The sequence below is a fragment of the Bradyrhizobium sp. USDA 3240 genome, from assembly GCF_054063295.1.
In genome coordinates, this window is sequence record NZ_JBSSGD010000002.1 from 3,403,287 (window position 1) to 3,421,278 (window position 17,992).

General features: G+C 65.9%; 17 protein-coding genes. 7 read left to right on the forward strand and 10 right to left on the reverse strand.

Annotated features, from left to right (window positions below):
• Nucleotides 1-86: 86 nt before the first annotated feature.
• The 4 genes from metG (at nt 87) to ACVIGA_RS16825 (ending at nt 5,832) form a co-directional block, all read left to right on the forward strand.
• Nucleotides 87-1,337 (forward strand): methionine--tRNA ligase, encoded by a 1,251-nt coding sequence (gene metG / locus ACVIGA_RS16810; protein WP_456667230.1) that lies wholly within the window; start codon nt 87-89, stop codon nt 1,335-1,337.
• Nucleotides 1,231-1,767, forward strand: a complete 537-nt coding sequence (locus ACVIGA_RS16815; protein ID WP_456667231.1) for a hypothetical protein — start codon at nt 1,231-1,233, stop codon at nt 1,765-1,767. Before metG ends, ACVIGA_RS16815 begins: the two co-directional genes overlap by 107 nt.
• A gap of 69 nt (nt 1,768-1,836) precedes the next feature.
• Nucleotides 1,837-2,835 (forward strand): NAD(P)H-quinone oxidoreductase, encoded by a 999-nt coding sequence (locus ACVIGA_RS16820; protein WP_456667232.1) that lies wholly within the window; start codon nt 1,837-1,839, stop codon nt 2,833-2,835.
• A 120-nt stretch (nt 2,836-2,955) separates the two neighbouring features.
• On the forward strand, nt 2,956-5,832 hold the full coding sequence (locus ACVIGA_RS16825; protein ID WP_456667233.1) for an EAL domain-containing protein: 2,877 nt from the start codon (nt 2,956-2,958) through the stop codon (nt 5,830-5,832).
• A gap of 113 nt (nt 5,833-5,945) precedes the next feature.
• On the opposite strand, the gene ACVIGA_RS16830 is transcribed toward ACVIGA_RS16825, so the two are convergent.
• A complete protein-coding gene (locus tag ACVIGA_RS16830) occupies nt 5,946-6,224 on the reverse strand; it encodes a DUF7662 domain-containing protein (protein ID WP_456667234.1) in 279 nt (92 codons plus the stop codon).
• A 122-nt stretch (nt 6,225-6,346) separates the two neighbouring features.
• On the opposite strand from ACVIGA_RS16830, the gene ACVIGA_RS16835 reads away from it, so the two are divergent.
• Nucleotides 6,347-7,840 (forward strand): sensor domain-containing diguanylate cyclase, encoded by a 1,494-nt coding sequence (locus ACVIGA_RS16835; protein ID WP_456667235.1) that lies wholly within the window; start codon nt 6,347-6,349, stop codon nt 7,838-7,840.
• A 251-nt stretch (nt 7,841-8,091) separates the two neighbouring features.
• Here ACVIGA_RS16835 and ACVIGA_RS16840 read toward each other — a convergent pair whose 3' ends face one another.
• From ACVIGA_RS16840 to ACVIGA_RS16880, 9 genes are all read right to left on the reverse strand, one after another.
• A complete protein-coding gene (locus tag ACVIGA_RS16840; RefSeq protein ID WP_456667236.1) occupies nt 8,092-10,164 on the reverse strand; it encodes a DEAD/DEAH box helicase in 2,073 nt (690 codons plus the stop codon).
• A gap of 155 nt (nt 10,165-10,319) precedes the next feature.
• A complete protein-coding gene (locus ACVIGA_RS16845) occupies nt 10,320-10,913 on the reverse strand; it encodes a GNAT family N-acetyltransferase (RefSeq protein WP_456667237.1) in 594 nt (197 codons plus the stop codon).
• On the reverse strand, nt 10,913-11,740 hold the full coding sequence (locus ACVIGA_RS16850; protein WP_456667238.1) for an ABC transporter ATP-binding protein: 828 nt from the start codon (nt 11,738-11,740) through the stop codon (nt 10,913-10,915). The genes ACVIGA_RS16845 and ACVIGA_RS16850 overlap by 1 nt, the downstream gene beginning before the upstream one ends.
• Nucleotides 11,741-11,751: 11 nt before the next feature.
• Nucleotides 11,752-12,549 carry an ABC transporter permease gene (locus ACVIGA_RS16855; protein ID WP_456667239.1) on the reverse strand — a complete coding sequence of 266 codons (798 nt, stop codon included), beginning with the start codon at nt 12,547-12,549 and terminating at the stop codon, nt 11,752-11,754.
• A gap of 23 nt (nt 12,550-12,572) precedes the next feature.
• The gene (locus tag ACVIGA_RS16860) at nt 12,573-14,036 is read right to left on the reverse strand and encodes a phenylacetate--CoA ligase family protein (RefSeq protein ID WP_456667240.1); all 1,464 of its coding nucleotides are present in this window, start codon (nt 14,034-14,036) and stop codon (nt 12,573-12,575) included.
• Nucleotides 14,037-14,259: 223 nt separating this feature from the next.
• Nucleotides 14,260-14,424, reverse strand: a complete 165-nt coding sequence (locus ACVIGA_RS16865; RefSeq protein ID WP_223974327.1) for a hypothetical protein — start codon at nt 14,422-14,424, stop codon at nt 14,260-14,262.
• A gap of 179 nt (nt 14,425-14,603) precedes the next feature.
• Complete coding sequence (locus tag ACVIGA_RS16870; RefSeq protein ID WP_223974328.1) at nt 14,604-14,951, reverse strand: hypothetical protein; 348 nt, start codon at nt 14,949-14,951, stop codon at nt 14,604-14,606.
• A 191-nt stretch (nt 14,952-15,142) separates the two neighbouring features.
• Nucleotides 15,143-15,826, reverse strand: a complete 684-nt coding sequence (locus ACVIGA_RS16875) for a haloacid dehalogenase type II (protein WP_456667241.1) — start codon at nt 15,824-15,826, stop codon at nt 15,143-15,145.
• 28 nt (nt 15,827-15,854) lie between these two features.
• A complete protein-coding gene (locus tag ACVIGA_RS16880; RefSeq protein ID WP_456670826.1) occupies nt 15,855-16,457 on the reverse strand; it encodes a CGNR zinc finger domain-containing protein in 603 nt (200 codons plus the stop codon).
• A 167-nt stretch (nt 16,458-16,624) separates the two neighbouring features.
• Here ACVIGA_RS16880 and ACVIGA_RS16885 point away from each other — a divergent pair, with 167 nt between their 5' ends.
• Nucleotides 16,625-17,320 (forward strand): alpha/beta fold hydrolase, encoded by a 696-nt coding sequence (locus ACVIGA_RS16885; protein ID WP_456667242.1) that lies wholly within the window; start codon nt 16,625-16,627, stop codon nt 17,318-17,320.
• 30 nt (nt 17,321-17,350) lie between these two features.
• The gene (locus ACVIGA_RS16890) at nt 17,351-17,950 is read left to right on the forward strand and encodes a TMEM175 family protein (protein ID WP_456667243.1); all 600 of its coding nucleotides are present in this window, start codon (nt 17,351-17,353) and stop codon (nt 17,948-17,950) included.
• The last annotated feature ends 42 nt before the right edge of the window (nt 17,951-17,992 follow it).

The following is a 17,992-nucleotide window of genomic DNA, read 5'->3' on the forward strand; positions in this document are numbered from 1 at the left end:
GACCCCAAGCCCTTCCGATCACGCGGGAGGGCTTTTGATTTTTCCGATCTGGGGTCGGCATCACCGAACGCGAAAGACCCTAACCCATGACCAAAATTCTCATCACCAGCGCCCTTCCTTACGTGAACGGCGTCAAGCATCTCGGCAATCTGATCGGCTCGCTGCTGCCCGCCGACGTCCACGCCCGCTTCCGCCGGCAGACCGGTGACGACGTGCTCTTCATCTGCGCGACCGACGAGCACGGCACGCCGGCCGAGCTCGGCGCCATCGAGGCCGGGCAGGACGTCCGGGCGTTCTGCGACGCGCAGCACGCGGTCCAGGCCGACATCTACCGGCGCTTCGGTCTGTCCTTCGATCATTTCGGGCGCACCAGCGCGCCGCACAATCACGCGCTGACGCAGCACTTCTATCGCCGGCTCGACGCAGCCGGGCTGATCGAGGCGCGCACCTCGCGGCAGGTATGGTCGCCGGCCGACCGGCGCTTCCTGCCCGACCGCTACGTGCTCGGCACCTGCCCGCATTGCGGCGATGGATCGGCGCGCGGCGATCAATGCGACCAGTGCGGCACGCTGCTCGACCCGCCGGAGCTGATTGACCTGCGCTCGGCGCTGTCAGGCGACCGCGCGCTCGAGATCCGCGACAGCCGTCATCTGTTCCTGCGCCAGTCGCAGCTTGTCGAGAAGATCGGCGCCTGGATCGATAGCCGCTCCGGCTGGCCGCCCTTCGTGGTGTCGACCGCGAAGGGCTGGCTCAATACCGAGCTGCGCGACCGCTGCATCACGCGCGACCTTGCCTGGGGCATCGCGGTGCCGCGCGAGGGTTTTGACGGCAAGGTGTTCTATGTCTGGTTCGATGCGCCGATCGGCTATATCGCGGCGACACAGGAATGGGCCGCGGCAGCGCCCGGCCGCGACTGGCGGCAATGGTGGTGGCAGGCCAATGACGTCAGCTACATCCAGTTTCTCGGCAAGGACAACATCCCGTTCCACACCGTGAGCTTTCCGGCGACGCTGATCGGCTCCGGCGAGCCGTGGAAGACCGCCGATGTGATCAAGGGATTCCACTGGCTCAACTACGAGGGCGGCAAGTTCTCGACCAGCCGGAAGCGCGGCATCTTCACCGACGCGGCGCTGGAGGAATTGCCGGCTGATCTCTGGCGCTGGTGGCTGATCGCCAACGCGCCCGAAAGCGCCGACGCCGATTTTGCCGTCACCAAGATTCGTTGCCGATGTGAACAAGGATCTCGCCGATATCTTCGGCAATCTTGCCAACCGCATCATCAGCTTTGCGCACCGCGCCTTCGACGGCCGAATACCGGATGGTGGTGTACCCGGTGAGGCCGAGCGGCAACTCGCGCTTGATCTGGAGCAGCGCATCGCAGCACTGCACCGCCATCACACGGCGCTGGAGTTTCGTGCGGCGGCAGCTGCGACCCGCGCGATCTGGGACACCGCGAATGCTTACCTGCAACACGCAGCACCATGGACGGCGATCAAGTCCGATCCGGCACGCGCCGCGATCATCACCCGCACGGGCTTGAATCTTGTCGCGCTCTGCGCCACGCTGGCGTGGAGCATCGTGCCTGATCTCGCGGCGCGCGTGCTTGGCGCGCTCGGTCGCGACGATGTGATCCCGTCCTGGCCCAATGGCCCACTCATCCCGCTGCTGGATCGTGGTGCCGGCACGCCGGTCGCGAAGCTCGGCCCGCTGGTCGAGAAGATCAGCCCCGAAAAAGCCGACCATCTGACCAGGCGGTTTGGGGCTTAATGGCGTTTCGCTTCGTTGCAAAAGGCGGTATGCCACGAGCCAATCCACTTCACCGACCAGGGACGAACCATGCCAAACCTGCCCGCGCAAATGACCGTCGTTGCCATCAGCAAGCCAGGTGGCCCGGAGGTGCTGGTGCCGGAGACCCGCGCGCTGCCGGTGCCGGGTCCCGGCGAAATCCTGGTCAAGGTCGCGGCCGCCGGCGTCAATCGCCCTGACGTCGCGCAGCGCTCCGGCTCCTATCCGCCGCCGCCCGGCGCGAGCGATCTGCCCGGCCTCGAGATCGCGGGCGAAGTGGTCGCGCTCGGCGACGGCGCCAAGCACAAGATCGGCGACAAGGTGATGTCGCTGGTCGCCGGTGGCGGCTACGCGCAATATTGCATCGCGCAGGACGCGCAGGCGATGACCGTGCCGCCCTCGTTGTCGATGCAGGAAGCCGGCGCAATTCCGGAAACGCTGATGACCGTGTGGCACAATGTGTTCGAGCGCGGCGCGCTCAAGGCCGGCGAGACGCTGCTGATCCACGGCGGCTCGTCGGGCATCGGCACGATGGCGATCCAGCTTGCCAAGGCATTCGGCGCCAAGGTGATCGTCACCGTCGGCTCGCAGGACAAGGCCGACGCCTGCCTCAAGCTCGGCGCCGATCGCGCGGTCAACTACAAGACCGAGGATTTCGTCGAGGCCGTGAAGCAGGCGACCGGCGGCAACGGCGCCGATGTCATCCTCGACATGGTGGGCGGCGACTATATCGACCGGAACTATGACGCCGCCGCGGTCGAGGGCCGCATCGTCCAGATCGCGTTCCTGTCGGGAACACCGAAGGCCACAGCCAATTTCGCCAAGCTGATGGTCAAGCGGCTGCACCACACCGGCTCGACCCTGCGCCCCCGTAGTAATGCGGACAAGGCGGCGATGGTCGCAGCAATCGAGGCGAAGGTGCTGCCGTTGCTGCGCGAGGGCCGCGTCAAACCGCTGATGGACAGCACATTCCCGCTGGAAAAGGCCGCCGACGCGCACCGGCGCATGGAGACCAGCGAACATATTGGCAAAATTGTGTTGGTGGTTTAACTCTCGCAGCGGAAGCAGGGGCGGAAACCCTTTGATTCCCTTCGCTTTCGTGTCATTTATCGCGCCACCTCCGGGCCGGTCGCCGGGCCCGGGCAGTTTGTCGATCGCGGAGTACTGACATTGCGTCTGATCAGGTGCCTTGCGCTGCTGGCGCTGGGCCTCATGATGTTTGCCGCTGCGCCTGACGCGTATGCGATCGACGCGGTCAGCGTGCGCAGCGATGCGCCGGCGATCGACCTCACCGCGGTTCTCGGCCATCAGCGCAGCGAAGCCGACCGCATCCAAGTCTCCACCGCACCCGGAACCGACGGCATCGTGCGCCGCATCGAAGTTCGCGCCCGCGAAGGCGGCCAGAACTGGGTGGTGTTCGCACTCGCCAACAACACCGACGACCAGCTCGACCGCCTGATCGTCGCGCCGCACTACCGCATCGTGTCATCAGGCCTGTTGTGGCCGGACCTCGGCCTGTCGCGCATCGCCACCATCACACCGTCGGTCGGCGATCGACCCGAGCGGCAGGAGAGCCCGACCGCCGACGTGTTCCGCATCACGCTCGATCCCGGCGCTGTCGTCACCTATGTCGCGGAACTGCGCACCGACAAGCTGCCGCAGCTCTATCTCTGGGAACCCGACGCCTACAAGGACAAGGTCAACTCGTTCACGTTGTACCAGGGCATCGTGATCGGCATCTCGGGCCTGCTCGCGCTCGTGCTCACGATCTTGTTTGTGGTCAAGGGCAGCATCATGTTCCCCGCCGCGGCGGCGCTGGCCTGGGCGGTGCTGGTCTATATCGGCGTCGACTTCGGCTTCTGGGGCAAGGTGCTCGACATGTCGAACAACGCCGAGCGCGTCTGGCGCGCGGCGGGCGAGGCGATCCTCGCGGCGACACTGCTCGTGTTCCTGTTCGCCTACCTCAATCTCAGTCGCTGGCATGTGCGCTACTCGCACATCACGATCGGCTGGCTCGTCTTCCTCGGCTCGCTGGTGGCGCTGGCGCTGTTCGACCCCGCGGTCGCCTCCGGCATCGCGCGGATGTCGCTGGTGATGATCGCCTTCGCCGGCTTCGCACTGATCGTCTATCTCTCGACCCACGGCTTCGACCGCGCGGTACTGTTGATCCCGACCTGGTTCCTGCTGGTGGTCTGGGTGGTCGCGGCCGGCATGACGGTCGCGGGTTCCGTGACCAACGACATCGTCGGCCCGGCACTGCTCGGCGGCCTGGTGCTGATCGTGATGCTGATCGGATTTACGGTGATGCAGCACGCCTTCGCCGGCGGCGGCGCCACCACCGGCGTCGTCTCCGATGTCGAGCGCCGCGCGCTGGCGCTGACCGGCTCCGGCGATCTGATCTGGGACTGGGACGTCTCCGCCGACAAGGTGTTCACCAGCCCGGAGACCGAGGCGCTGCTCGGCCTCAAGCGCGGCACGCTGGAGGGTCCGGCGGCGAAATGGCTCGAAGTGCTGCACCCGCTCGACCAGGACCGCTTCCGCGCCGCACTCGACAGCGTGCTCGACCAGCGCCGCGGCCGCCTGGTGCAGGATTTCCGGCTGCGCACGCCCGACGGCCATTTCATGTGGTTCGCGCTGAAGGCGCGGCCGGTGGTCGGCTCCGACGGCGAGGTCTCGCGCGTGGTCGGCACCCTGACCGACGTCACCGAGTTCAAGAACTCCGAAGAGCGGATGCTGCACGACTCGGTGCATGACAATCTGACCGGGCTGCCGAACCGCCGGCTGTTCATGGATCGCCTCGGTGCGGTTGCTAACCTGGCCAAGACCATGCCGAACCTGCGGCCAACCTTGATGGTGATCGATCTCGACCGCTTCAAGCAGGTCAACGACTCCGTCGGCATTGCAGTTGGTGATTCCATTCTGCTGACGCTGGCGCGCCGTCTCACACGCATCCTCAAGCCGCAGGACACGCTGGCGCGGATGGCCGGCGATCAGTTCGGTCTGATCCTGCTGTCGGAGCAGGACCCGGCGCGGATCACCAACTTCGCCGAGACCATCCGCAAGACCATCCGCGCCCCGATCGCGTTCAACGACCGCGAGATCTTCCTGACCGCGTCGATCGGCCTTGCGCTGTCCGATCCGGCGGCGCCGCTCACCGACGAGATCATCAAGGACGCCGAGCTTGCGATGTATCACTCGAAGCGGATCGGCGGCGACCGCATCGACGTCTACAAGCCGGCGATGCGGGCACGGAAGACCGACCGCCTGACGCTCGAGAGCGACCTGCGCCGCGCCATCGAGCGCCAGGAGCTCACGATCCTGTACCAGCCGATCGTGCGGCTGGAAGATCGGGCGATCGCGGGCTTCGAGGCGCTGGTGCGCTGGGACCATCCCAAGCTCGGCCGGATGTCGCCGTCGGAGTTCATCAACGTCGCCGAGGAAACCGGCCTGATCGTCGATCTCGGCATGTTCGTGATGGACCAGACCGCGCGCCAGCTCGCGGTGTGGCAGCGTGCGATGCGCGCGCGCGAGCCGATCTTCGCGTCGGTCAACGTGTCGTCACGGCAATTGCTGCGCCACGATCTGATCCACGATATCCGCACCGTGCTGTCGCGCTCCTCGGTGGCGCGCGGCACGCTGAAGCTGGAGCTGACGGAATCGCTGGTCATGGAGAACCCGGAGCACGCCGCCCAGATGCTGGCGCGGATCCGCGAGCTCGGCACCGGGCTGTCGCTCGACGATTTCGGCACCGGACATTCCTCGCTGTCCTATCTGCAGCGCTTCCCGTTCGACACCATCAAGATCGACCAGTCGTTCGTCCGCACCACCAGCCGCGGCACCCGCCCGGTGATCCTGAAATCGATCATCGCGCTGGCGCACGATCTCGGCATGGAAGTGGTCGCGGAAGGCGCCGAGACGGATTCGGACGCCGTCGAGCTCTACCAGCTCGGCTGCGAATACGCGCAGGGCTTTGCCTTCGGCGAGCCGATGGACGCCGACGCCGCGACGCGCCTCCTCACCGAGGAACGGCTGGAAGCCGCGAGCTAGATCTTGTCGTCCCGGCCTCGTGCGCAATTGCGCACGGGAGCCAGGACCCATACGCCGCGGCCCATCCATGACGCGCTGGGGCCAGTTGCCTTCGTAACAACAATGCCCTGTGGTTATGGGTCCCGGCGTTCGCCGGGACGACGATTGGGCATGCGCTTGAACCTGACGCTCTTGCCGTCGGCCTGGCGCGTGGCGATGTAGCCGGCGTCGAGGCAGGCTTCGCGCTGCGGCATCTTCTCCTGCGGGCTGCGCAGGGTTTCCCACCACGACGCCCGGTGCGCGGCGCGCGGCAGCGCCGCATCGATGATCGCCTCGATCTCCTCGAAGGTCAGCACGAATTCGGGCAAATGCTGCTTCTTCAGATAGTCCCGCAGCGCGTCGTAGTCGTTCACAACATCCTCGATGACAAAAAATCAGGTCCCGGCAACCACCCGTTAACCCATTCAGCGGCCGCTGTCGCCATTTAAGGCGACAACAAGATTTCCCGTTGCATGACGGCGCTTTGGAGCGGGACATGCCATTTCGACGGGGAAACGACGCAAGGCGGCGCTGGCGGCTATCGGCTAAGCTGCTGATCGCTGCATCCGTTGCGACCGTCGTCGGCTTCTCCGCGGTCTGCGCCGGCGTGATGTTCGACATGCGCCGCGGCGAGGAACAGCTGGCCCGCCGCACCCTGGAGAATCTGGCGTCAGGCATCGAGGCCGACATCAGCCGCAACATCGAACTCTACGACCTGTCGCTGCGCGCGGTCGCCAGCAATCTGGAAATGCCGGAGATCCGCGGCGTCAGCAAGGAACTGCGCCAGCTGATCCTGTTCGATCACGCCGCGACCGCAAAGCATTTCGGCGCGATCCAGGTGTTCGACACCAAGGGCAATCTGACCATCGACGCGGCGAGCCTCGATCCGCAGCCGGAGAACCGCAGCGACGAGGAGTATTTCGCCATCCAGCGCGACCATCCCGACACCGGGCTGTATGTCAGCCGACCGATGCTGCATCGCGGCGCCTACGCCATCGTGCTGAGCCGGCGCATTGCCGGCGAGGACGGCCGCTTTCTCGGCGTCGTGGTCGGCTCGATCCGCTTCAGCTACTTCCACGATCTGTTCGGGCGGCTGAACCTCACCCCGGGCGACACCATCACGGTGCTGCGCAACGACCGCACCATCATCATGCGGACGCCGTTCGATCTCGACGTGATCGGCAAGAACCTCGCCGAGCAGCTGGACTGGCGATCCGAGAACCTGAAGGTAGGCGGCGCGTTCTCCGGCAAGGGTCCGGTCGACGACACGCCGCGGCTCTATGTCAGGCGCAGCAGCAGCGGGCCGCTTTACGTCGTGGTCGGCAAGCCGCTCGAAGCCGTCTTCAATCTATGGCGCACCGAGGCGATCAGGATCGGCGCGATCATGGCCTTTCTGGTGCTGTTCGTGCTCAGCGCGACGCTGGTGCTCGCCCGCGAGATCGTCCGCCGCGCCGACGCCGAGGACAAGCTTGAGGAGCTCGCGACCACCGACGCCCTCACCGGCCTGAAGAACCGGCGCAAGTTCGATGCCGAGATCGACCGCGAATGGCGCCGTGCCGGCCGCTACGGCCAGCCGGTCGCACTGCTGATGATCGATGCCGATCATTTCAAGGCCTACAACGACACCTACGGACACCAGGCCGGCGACCAGGTGCTGGTCGGAATCGCGATCTGCATCTCGGACGCGGTGCGCCGCGCCGGCGATTGCCCGGCACGCTTCGGTGGCGAGGAGTTCGCCGTGCTGCTGCCCAACATGACCGCGCTCGAGGCCTTCAAACTGGCGGAGACCATCCGCGGCAAGGTCCAGCAATGGTGCGAGGGCGAGCTGATCACGACGGTGAGCGTCGGCGTCGCCAGCATGCGGCCGCTCGCAGGCCAGCAATGGTCCGACCTGATCGAAGCCGCCGACAAGGCGCTCTACGCCGCCAAGGCCAACGGCCGCAACCAGTCGGTGCTCGCCACCGTGCCGAAGATCGCGCTGGTGGCGTAGGGAGCTGTACATGCACTGCTCTCGCGGTTCATCGTCATGACGAAGCCGATGTCACGCCACATCCACTGCGTCGTCCCGGCGAAGGCCGGGACCCATAACCACCGCATGTGATTGTAAACGGGATTGTTGCCGCAGCGTCGCGCAACAACGAGCATTCGGCGTAATGGGTCCCGGCCTTCGCCGGGACGACACTGAGTTTGCTGCGGCGTCGAAACTCATACATCGGCATTCTGAACGCCGCTGACGCCAACTCAGCCGCGGTGCTTCTTCTTTGGCTTCTTGCCGAACTTCGGTTTCGAAGCCGACACGTCCGGCCAGTGTCCGGCCTGGCCGGGCTTGTTCCGATTCTTCTTTTTCTTGCCGAACCCTGGCTCGCTGTCGAATTTCGGCTTCGCGCCTTTGCCATCCCGGTCGGATCGGAACGCGGCTCTCGGTTCCTGTCTTGGCGCATAGTCTTCACGCGAACGGCCCGCGCCTTCGCTCGAAAATGCTCTCGCCTCGCGGTCCGGCTTGCCGCGTCGCTTTGCAGCCACCTCGTCACGCGGTTCGTCGCGGCGCGGTGCGCTGTGGCCGCCGTCATCCTTGTCGCGCCAAGGATCGTGCCTGGGCTCGTGCCTGGGCTTGCGCGCCGGCTTGTCCGAGGGTGCCTGGCGCTGCGGAGCGTCCGCCAGCGGCTCGATGCGGATGGTGTCTTCCTTGTCCGGACGCTTGATCTTGACCGCGAAGGAATCCGCGACCCGCGCGGCGATCTCGAACTCGGTGGTCGTATCCGAGATCTTGATGGCGCCGATGTCGTGCTTGTCGATGCCGCCGCGGCGGCAGATCATCGGCAACAGCCAGCGGGCTTCGGCATTCTTCCTGCGTCCGATGGAGGCGCGGAACCAGACGGTAGCCTCCTCCATGCCGTGACGCGGGGAAGCCTTGCCGGCCTTCGATCGCGGCCCGGCCGGACGATCCTCGCGGCGCGAGGTGCGCTCGCCGCGGCGATCGTCGCGCTCGCGGCCGCGTCCCTCGCCGGGATCGAGAATGTCTTCAGGCGCAGGCAGCCGCGCGCGATAGAACTGGGCCAGCGCCGCGGCGATCGCCTCGGGCGACCGTTCGGCAAGCAAGGCTTGCGCGAGCGCCAGGTCGTCGGAGGTCGTCTCCTCGGAGAACACCGCATCCTGCATCAGGCGGTCATGGTCGAGCTTGCGGATCTCGTCCGCCTGCGGCGCAGAACCCCAGACCACATCGATGCCAGCCAGATTCAGCAGCAATTCGGCGCGGCGCCGCCGTGCCGGCGGGACCAGCAGGATGCTGACACCCTTGCGGCCGGCGCGGCCGGTGCGGCCCGAGCGATGCTGCATGACCTCCGGGTCTTTCGGCAGATCGGCATGAATGACGAGATCGAGGCTCGGCAGGTCGATGCCGCGCGCCGCCACGTCGGTCGCGACACAAACCCTGGACCGTCCGTCGCGCAACGCCTGCAGCGCCTGGGTGCGCTCGTTCTGGGTCATTTCGCCTGACAGCGAGGCCACCGAGAACCCGCGCTCGAGCAGCGCCGCCTGCAAATGCCTGACGGCTTCTCGCGTGTTGCAAAACACCAGCGCGCTCGGCGCCTCATGGAAGCGCAGCACGTTGACGACCGCGTGCTCGACATCGTCGGCGGCCACCCGGATGGCACGGTACTCGATATCGGCGTGGCCGCCCTCGTCGCCCGCGACCTCGATCCGGAACGCCTGTTGCTGATACTGCTTGGCCAGCGCGACGATGCCGCGCGGAAACGTCGCCGAGAACAGCAAGGTGCGGCGGGTGTCCGGCGTGGTCTCGAGAATGAACTCCATGTCCTCGCGGAAGCCGAGATTGAGCATCTCATCGGCCTCGTCGAGAACGACGACCCGCAAGCCCGAAATATCGAGACGGCCGCGCCGCAAATGGTCGCACAACCGGCCGGGCGTGCCGACCACGATGTGGGCGCCTGCGGCAAGCTCGCGCTGCTCGCGGCGCGGGTCCATGCCGCCGACGCAGGAGACGACGCGACCGTCCGCGTGTTCATAGAGCCATGCGAGCTCGCGCTGAACCTGCAAGGCGAGCTCGCGGGTCGGCGCGACGATCAGCGCCAGCGGCGCGGCCGCCGGCTCGAACCGCTCGGCGCCGTCGAGCAGGTCCTTTGCCATGGCCAATCCGTAGGCAACGGTCTTGCCTGAGCCGGTTTGGGCCGAAACAAGCAGATCACGGTCAACGGCGTCGTCCGCGAGCACGGCAAGCTGGACGGGGGTCGGCTGTTCGTAGTTGCGCTCAGCCAGGGCGCGGGCGAGCGGCGAACTTGTGGTCGGAAAGGGCACGAGATGGGAAACCTTGATTGGTCCGGGTGCAGAACGTCGAGCGGGACGACCTGAGGCTGCGTACCCGGCAGGCGGCACAGCCGCATGACGATTTGGGCTGCTTTACGCCAAGAACAACCAAACCGCCATGCCCCCGCAGCGGAAAAAGCCGCGGATCAGGCCGGTTGCCCGATCGGGGGCCGGCTGCCGGCGATCCGGTCTATCAATCCGGACAGCCGCGACGGCGGCGGGCCGGCTGCGGCAATCAGGCCGCCCGCCCCTAGCAGCACGCCCGGCATCAGCTCGCAGGCCAGCAGCCGATCGCGCTGATATGGACCGGGCATGCGGAGCGTGCCGGTTTTCGCCGCCGAGAAGCCGAAGCGGTCATAATAGGCGGCGTCGCCGACCAGGATGACGGCGCGGTGACCGAGCCGATGCGCCCGCTGCAGGGCCTGCCGCATCAGCGCGGCGCCGATGCCGAGGCATCGCGCCTCCTCCGCCACCGCGAGCGGGCCGAGCAGCAGGCAGGCGTGACCGGTGCCGGTCACGATCGGCCACAGCCGCAATGTGCCGACCAGGTGGCTGCCACGGCGCGCGACAAACGCGAGGCCGCGCGCAGGCTTGCGGCCCTCGCGCAGCCGCTCCGAGGTCTTGGCCAAGCGGCCAGGACCGAATGCAGCGTCGAGCAGCCCCTCTCGCGCCGCCACGTCCGAACGGCGTTCCTGACGGATCGCAACCGGCTTGTCGTTCGGAGAACCAAATGAGGACATCACGCAACCCTCGCCAGATAGATGAAGACCTCGTCGAGGTCCCGGCACTTGAAGCGCTCGGCGAGCTCGCCCGGGCGTCCCATCGCGACGACGCGGCCGTGGCTCATGATGACGACGAAGTCGCAGAGCTGCTCGACCTCGGTCATGTTGTGCGAGGACAGCAGGATGGTGGCGCTGCGGCGCTTCTGATAGGCGCGCAGCCGGCTGCGCACCCACTCGGCACGGTCAGGGTCGAGCGATGCCGTCGGCTCGTCGAGCAGCAGCACGTCCGGGTCGTTGATCAGTGCCTTCGCGACGGCGACGCGTGTCTTCTGCCCGGCCGAGAGCCGCCCGGTGACGCGGTCGAGCACGTCGCCGAGCTCGAAATCCTCGATCAATTCCTCGATCCGCGCCTTGAGATTGGCGACACCATAGAGCCGTCCGAACACCGTCAGGTTCTGCCGCACGGTGAGTCGCCCCGGCAATGCGACATAGGGGCTTTCGAAATTCATCCGGCTGAGCACCTTGTGACGCTCGGTCGCCATGTCGTGGCCGAGCACCATGGCGCGGCCAAGGCTTGGCACCACCAGGCCCATGATCATGGCGATGGTGGTGGTCTTGCCGGCGCCGTTGCCGCCGAGCAGGCCGACGGTCCAGCCCTTGGGCACGTTGAAGTTCACGTCGTCGACCGCCCAGTGGGTGCGGTACTTCTTGCAGAGGTCCTCGACCGCGATGGCCGGCGCCTCATCGATACCGAGGCTCACAGGCGCATTGTCCTGCGCGGGGGTGGTGGTTGGCGACACCGGTGTCAGATGTCTGCGGGGCAGAAAGCGTTCGATGCTGCTCATGGATGTCTCCCTTACTCGCCCATGGTGAGCAGGCCGCCCTTGTGGCGGGCGCTCTGCAACAGGGCAACGAATGTGGCGAAGCCCATGCCGAGATAGACGGCATTGAGCGCGAGGCATTCGATCATCAGGTCGGTGCGGAAGGTGCCGTCGAGCAGCACGGCGCGCATGCCCTCGAACACATAGGTCGGCGTCAGCGACCAGGCGACCGGGTGCAGCCCGACCGGCAGCGCCTCGACCGGGTAGTAGACGCAGCACAGCGGCAGCAGCACGATCATGATCGAGTAGGCGAGACTTTCGGCGCCGAGTCCCTGGCGGATCACGAGGCCGGCGACGACGAGCCCGATCGCCCAGCTGGTCAGCACGAGGTTGAGGAAGAACAAGATCAACCCCGGCCCCATCGCATAGACGTTGAAGCCGAACAGCAGCAGCGTCAGCAATGTCACCGGCAACGTGCCAATCACCAGCCGGATCAGGCTCATCAGCATCAGCGAGGCCGCAAGCTCGGCCGGCTGCAACGGGCTCATCATCAGATTGGCGAGGTTTCGCGACCAGATCTCCTCCAGGAAGGTGAAAGTGAAGCCGAGCTGGCCGCGAAACAGCACATCCCAGAGCAGGACGGCGCCGAGCAGCAGGCCGGCAGTGGAGGCCATCGCCGACTTGCTTTGATAGAGGTAGGTATAGAGGAAACCCCACACCATCATCTGCATCGCCGGCCAGTAGACGATCTCGAGCAGCCGCAGCCATGACGAGCGCAGGATGTAGTAGTAGCGCGCCGTCATGGCGGCGATGCGGTTCAGTGACTGAGTCATGGCACGCACTCCTCTCGCCGAGATCAATCGAACTCGCGGCGGATCGGGCGGCGCTTGCCGACCTTGGGCGGAAACGCGAGCAGCGCGTTGGCCTGCACCCGGACCGGATGCTCGAGGCAGGCCGCGAGCAGATCCTCCAGATGTGCGACCGAGCCGTGCAGCCGCGACATCGGCGTATCCTGGCCGAGCACGACGCGCGCCTCGACGAGGTCGACGCCGCGCTGCACGATCTCGAACTGCGCCAGATGCAGGTTGCAGTCGAACATCCAGCGATAGGTTGCATCGAGAATGCTGCCCGCCGGGACCTTGCGGCCGTCGCGGTTGACGAAGGCATCGTTGAGCCGGCCGTCGATGCTGGCGATCTGCGACCAGTTGATGTCTGATGGCGCCGGATTGGCCGGCCGCGTGATGTAGTCGCCCTGCACGTAGCGGATGAACGGCATCGCTTCGTTGAGCAGGTTGGTGATCACGGCGATGCCGGACTGGCCGTCGGCCTGCGGCGCCATCGTGACGGGATCGAGCACGTCGAGATGCACGGTGTCCTCGCAGACGTGATACTGGCCGTCGGGCATCTCCAGCGCGATCCGCGTGGCTTCCTCGGAGGAGTATTCGTCGAGCACGGGCACGCCGAGCTGCCGCGACCATTCCTGACGGGCAGTACGCGAGGAATATTCCGAATGCGTCACCGCGAGATTGAGCGAGGAACGGAACTCGTCGACATGCGGCATCAACGCATCGAGGCTCGACGGATAGAGCGAGAGGATCTTCGGCCCGAGATAGCGCAGATGCTGGGAGACGCGCGCCGGCGGGATCAGGTTCGAGATGAAGGCGGTCGGATAGTCGCCGCCGATCGAATCGAACCACCACGGCACGGTGTAGACATGGGCGAGCAGGTCCTCGGCGCGGTAATTGCCGCCGCTCTGCATCGCGAACTGGCGGACGCCCTGGATGGTGTCGGTGATGACGGCGTCGTAATCGACGCGGATCAGCAAGGTCTGGCCGGACGAGCCCGACGAGCGCGTTGGAAACAGGTTTTCCGGCTTGTACTTCTTGTTGACGCACTGGTCCGGGAAGGCCGCGACCAGCTCGGGCTTGGTGATGACAGGGATCTTCTGGATGTCGTCATAGTCGCGCAGATGTTCCGGCTTGAAGCCGGCCGCATCATACTTGGCGCCATAGACCGGAATGTCGCGATAGGCGAGCTCGACCAGCTCCTTGATCCGGGCGAACTGCCGCGCGCGGATTTCCGACACCGGCAGATAGGGGTGCCGCATGCATTCGCCGAGATAATTCGCAGTGGCCGCGACGAGCTCGGGCGCGGCCTCGTTGGAGGGCTGGAAGTCCGGCCGGGTGTGCTCGGTCTCCCAGAACTGGCGCTGCGGCGCGCTGGTCGCATCGGCGGGAACGAGGGACGCGGCGGCTTGATCATGCTCCGGCACCAGAGCAACGCCGTCATCGGAAACACTGATTGCAAGGGAGGACGTCATCTTCAGCTCCATGATTGACGGAAGACCGCCCGTTCATGGCGCTATCAATGGCTCGCAGCGCCGGCTCCCGCCGTGACGCGCGTCACACGCGGTCGCACCCCGCGCGCAGGCTGAGACGTAGGGCGGGTTAGGCGAAGCCGTAACCCGCCATTACTCCAGCGCATCGCGTTGCTGCGGGTTACGCTGACGCTAACCCGCCCGACAAGGCTGATGCTTCAGGTGCCTACTTGCCCCAGGTCGCCTTCCTGATCCGCCCCTTGCCGCCGCATTTCTTGCAGGGCTCGGGATAGATCTTCCGTCCCGGCTCGCCCGGCTGCTTCACCTCCGGAAAGCCTGTCCCGTTACACGCGTCACACTTCTCTTCATTGGAAATAAGGTGCTTCACCATCAACCGTCCCGGATTGAAGAATCAGAAGCCCGCGGGCGCGGACTTCTGCCACCTATCGAATACGAACGGCGGCGGGTTGTGGTTTCAGGTGCATGGCTGCCCTGCGCAGCGACGCAGCAGCGAGATCGGGGGAACGACAACGGCACGATCGCTGTTGTCAGCCTCTTCCTCGCGCCACGTCACTTCGCCTTGAGCGCCTTCTCGTGGCTCTCGAGTGCGGATGCCATCAGCTTCGGCAGTTGCGCGGCATAGACCTCGATGAAGGTGGCATCGCCGCAGGCCTCCGGATCGCGCGCGGCCTGCTCGGCGACGCGCGCGGCCTTGGCTTCGCATTTCGCGAACATGTGCCAGAACCAGTCCGGGCTCTTGCCGAGCGCCGGCCTGTGCTTCTTGATGACGGCGGCGCCGACCGCGCTCATCGCGTTGACGACGCCGGCGCCCAGCGTGCTGATGGCCCGCGCGTTCAGGATATCCTCGCGCGATTGCGCGGTAGCGTTGCTTGCGGTCGCTCGTCCTTTGGCCGGCATGCTCAAGCTCCTTGTCGATCCCTGGTCCGTCCTGTGCGGCGGACAAAAGCATCGGCCGGGGAGGTTGAGGAAGGCTCAAGGGGCATGGTTGAAAACCGCTATGGATTTCATTCCGGTTTTAGGCGCTTCCGAGCGATCGGGCCTGGAGGGGATTTTGACCTCCCCTCCGCTGTGGAATCCGTCAGCGACCGTTACCCATTGGCACCGTAGCGGTGGATCAGCTGGTCGGCGACGTCGTCGAGATTATCTCCGACCATCTGCGGCTGCGGACCGACGCCAAGCACATCGTTGCCGGGCCGCTTGATCAGCGCGGCCTCCCAGCCGGCGGCGACTGCGCCGAGCGTATCCCAGGTGTGGCAGGCGATCAGGCAGAACTCCGACGGCTTGGCGCCGAGCTGCTGCTCGACATAGCCGTAGGCCTGCCGCGACGGCTTGTGATGCTTGACGCCGTCGGCGGAAAAGCGCCGCTCGAACAGATCGACGATGCCGCCGTTGGTCAGCTGCCGCGTCTGCACTTCCAGCAGATTGTCGGTCAGCGTGAACAGCCGAAAGCCCGCCGCGCGCAGCTTGCGCAGCGCCGCCGGCACTTCCGCATGCGGCGGCATGGTGGAGAATTTCTCGGTCAGCTCCTTCTTGTCTGACTCATTGATCCTGATGCCGCGGGTGTCGGCCAGCATCTTCATGACGGCCGCGCCGATGTCGGTGAAGGGCACGTAGCAGCCCGCCACCGTGAGCGAAGCCGAGTACATGATGAAATTCGCGAACCACAGCCGCATCGCGCTCTTGTCATTGAAGATGCGCGCGAACACCGGTTCCATGGTCTCGAGGTCCAGCAGGGTCTCGTTGACGTCGAACAAGATCAGAGGAAGCGCCATTTTTTTCTCCGTTTGGTTGGGTTGGTTCTCAGCCCCTGTCCTTGATCCGGCTGCGATGCGCGGCCTGCTTGGCGCGGTTGCCGCAGACCGCCATGCTGCACCAGCGGCGCGCACGCGCCCGCGTGTGATCGGCAAACATCAGCGTGCAGGCCGGGCCCTCGCACGCCTTGATGTCGGAAAAGCTTTCCTCGCAGACGACCTTGGCCATCGCCTCGCCGATCGGCAGCAGCAATGTTTCGGCCGAGCGCCAGCGTCGCGTCCGCTCCAGCGCGAAGCCGTCATGATCGTCGTGACGATGCGGCACGATCCGGCTGAACGCTTGATCACTTTCGAGCAGCCGGTTCAGCGGCTCCATTTCCTTAAGCGCACGCGGCGTCAGCGGCCGGCCCATATGCTTGCGGACGAAGCCGCGGAACCATTCGCGCAGATCGCGCGCTTGACCGGCAACCTTGTCGAGCTCGCCCGGCGCCGCCCGCGCCATCAGCCCGTCGAGCACATCTGACGGCACCAGCTTCGCCTGTGCGAGCCACCGCACCAGGCCGTCGCCATCGGCGATCCAGTCGACCGGCGTATCGACCGGGGTCGCGATCGAGTTGATGAAATCGAGGCCCGGGCTATCGGCGATGAACATCGCGGGCGGGTGGGACTGCACGGTGGCGCTCTCCTGGGCGGCTTTCTCTGAACTCGGTCAGAATAACCTGCTTAAATGCCGTTGACAAGTTACTAGTATTGGGCCATAAGCGACATAACCCGTCAATTGACATTTTACTGGTTACTACTGAAACAAGGGAGCTCAGGATGTCGAACAAGGATGTCAGCGTGGTGCTTGCCCATGGCGCGTGGGCGGACGGGTCGAGCTGGGCGCGTGTGATCACGGCGCTCGATGCCGAGGGCATCACCGCCGTCGCAGCGCCGCTGCCCCTCACTTCGCTCGCCGACGATGTCGCCGCGCTGAACCGCACGCTGGATCGCGTCGAGGGACCGATCGTGCTGGCGGGCCACGCCTATGCCGGCGCTGTGATCGCCGAGACCCGCTCGCCGCGCGTCAAGGCGCTGGTCTATGTCGCGGCGCTGGCGCCGGACGAGGGCGAGACGGTGGCCGATGTGTTCTATCGCGCACCGCCGCATCCGTTCGCACCAAAACTCGCGCCCGACACGAGCGGCCTGATCTGGTTGCCCGAGCCCGCCTTCGCATCGGCTTTCGCGCAAGGCGCGCGCGCCGAGGACCTCGCAGTGCTCGCGGCCGTGCAGCGGCCGATCTCACCCGCCTGCATCACGGTGCCGGTCGGCCGCCCGCTCTGGAAGGACGTCCCGAGCTGGTTCCTGGTTGCCGAGGAGGATCGGATGATCGCGCCCGAGACCCAGCGCAGTATGGCGGCGCGGATGAAGGCTGCCGTGCGTTCACACGCCGTCGATCACACCCCGATCGTGACGGCGCCAAAGCTCGTCGCCGACATCATCCGGGAAGCCATCCACGGCGTTACAGAGCACTGACGTCTTTAATCAAAGGACAGGAGCGCTGCCATGCAGGAGAAACATTTGTCGGCCGACCGGCTCGGCGCGTTTTCCGATGCGGTGATCGCCGTCATCATCACGGTGATGGTGCTGGAGCTGAGAGCGCCGGACGGCTCGCGGTTCGCCGACTTGCTGCCGCTGTGGCCGACCGCGATCAGCTACGCGGCGAGCTACCTGTTCATCGCCGTGATCTGGGTCAATCATCACCATCTGCTGCATCTGGTGCGGCAACCGACGCCGCGGTTGATCTGGCTGAACTTCGTCCATTTGTTCGCGGTCTCGCTGCTGCCGTTCGCGACCGCCTGGGTCGCACGCTCGCACATGGCCGCGGCACCGGTGGTGGTCTATGCGGTGATCTTCCTCCTCATTGACCTCGCCTATCTCGCCTTCGAACGCGCGGTGCTGGCACAGGCGGATCAGAGCATGATGCCCCAGCAGGTGCGGACATGGACCCAGCGCCGCACGCTGCTCGCGCTGCTGGTGTTCGCGGCCGGCGCCGCCATCGCCCCCTTCGTGCCGCTGCTCGGCTTCGCCACCGTGTGCTGTGCGCTGCTGCTTTATCTCAGGCCCGAGGCGATCAGCGGGCTTGCGAAGCAGACCAAATCCTAACCCGCCAACCACACCACCACATCGCGACCACAAGGAGTGACA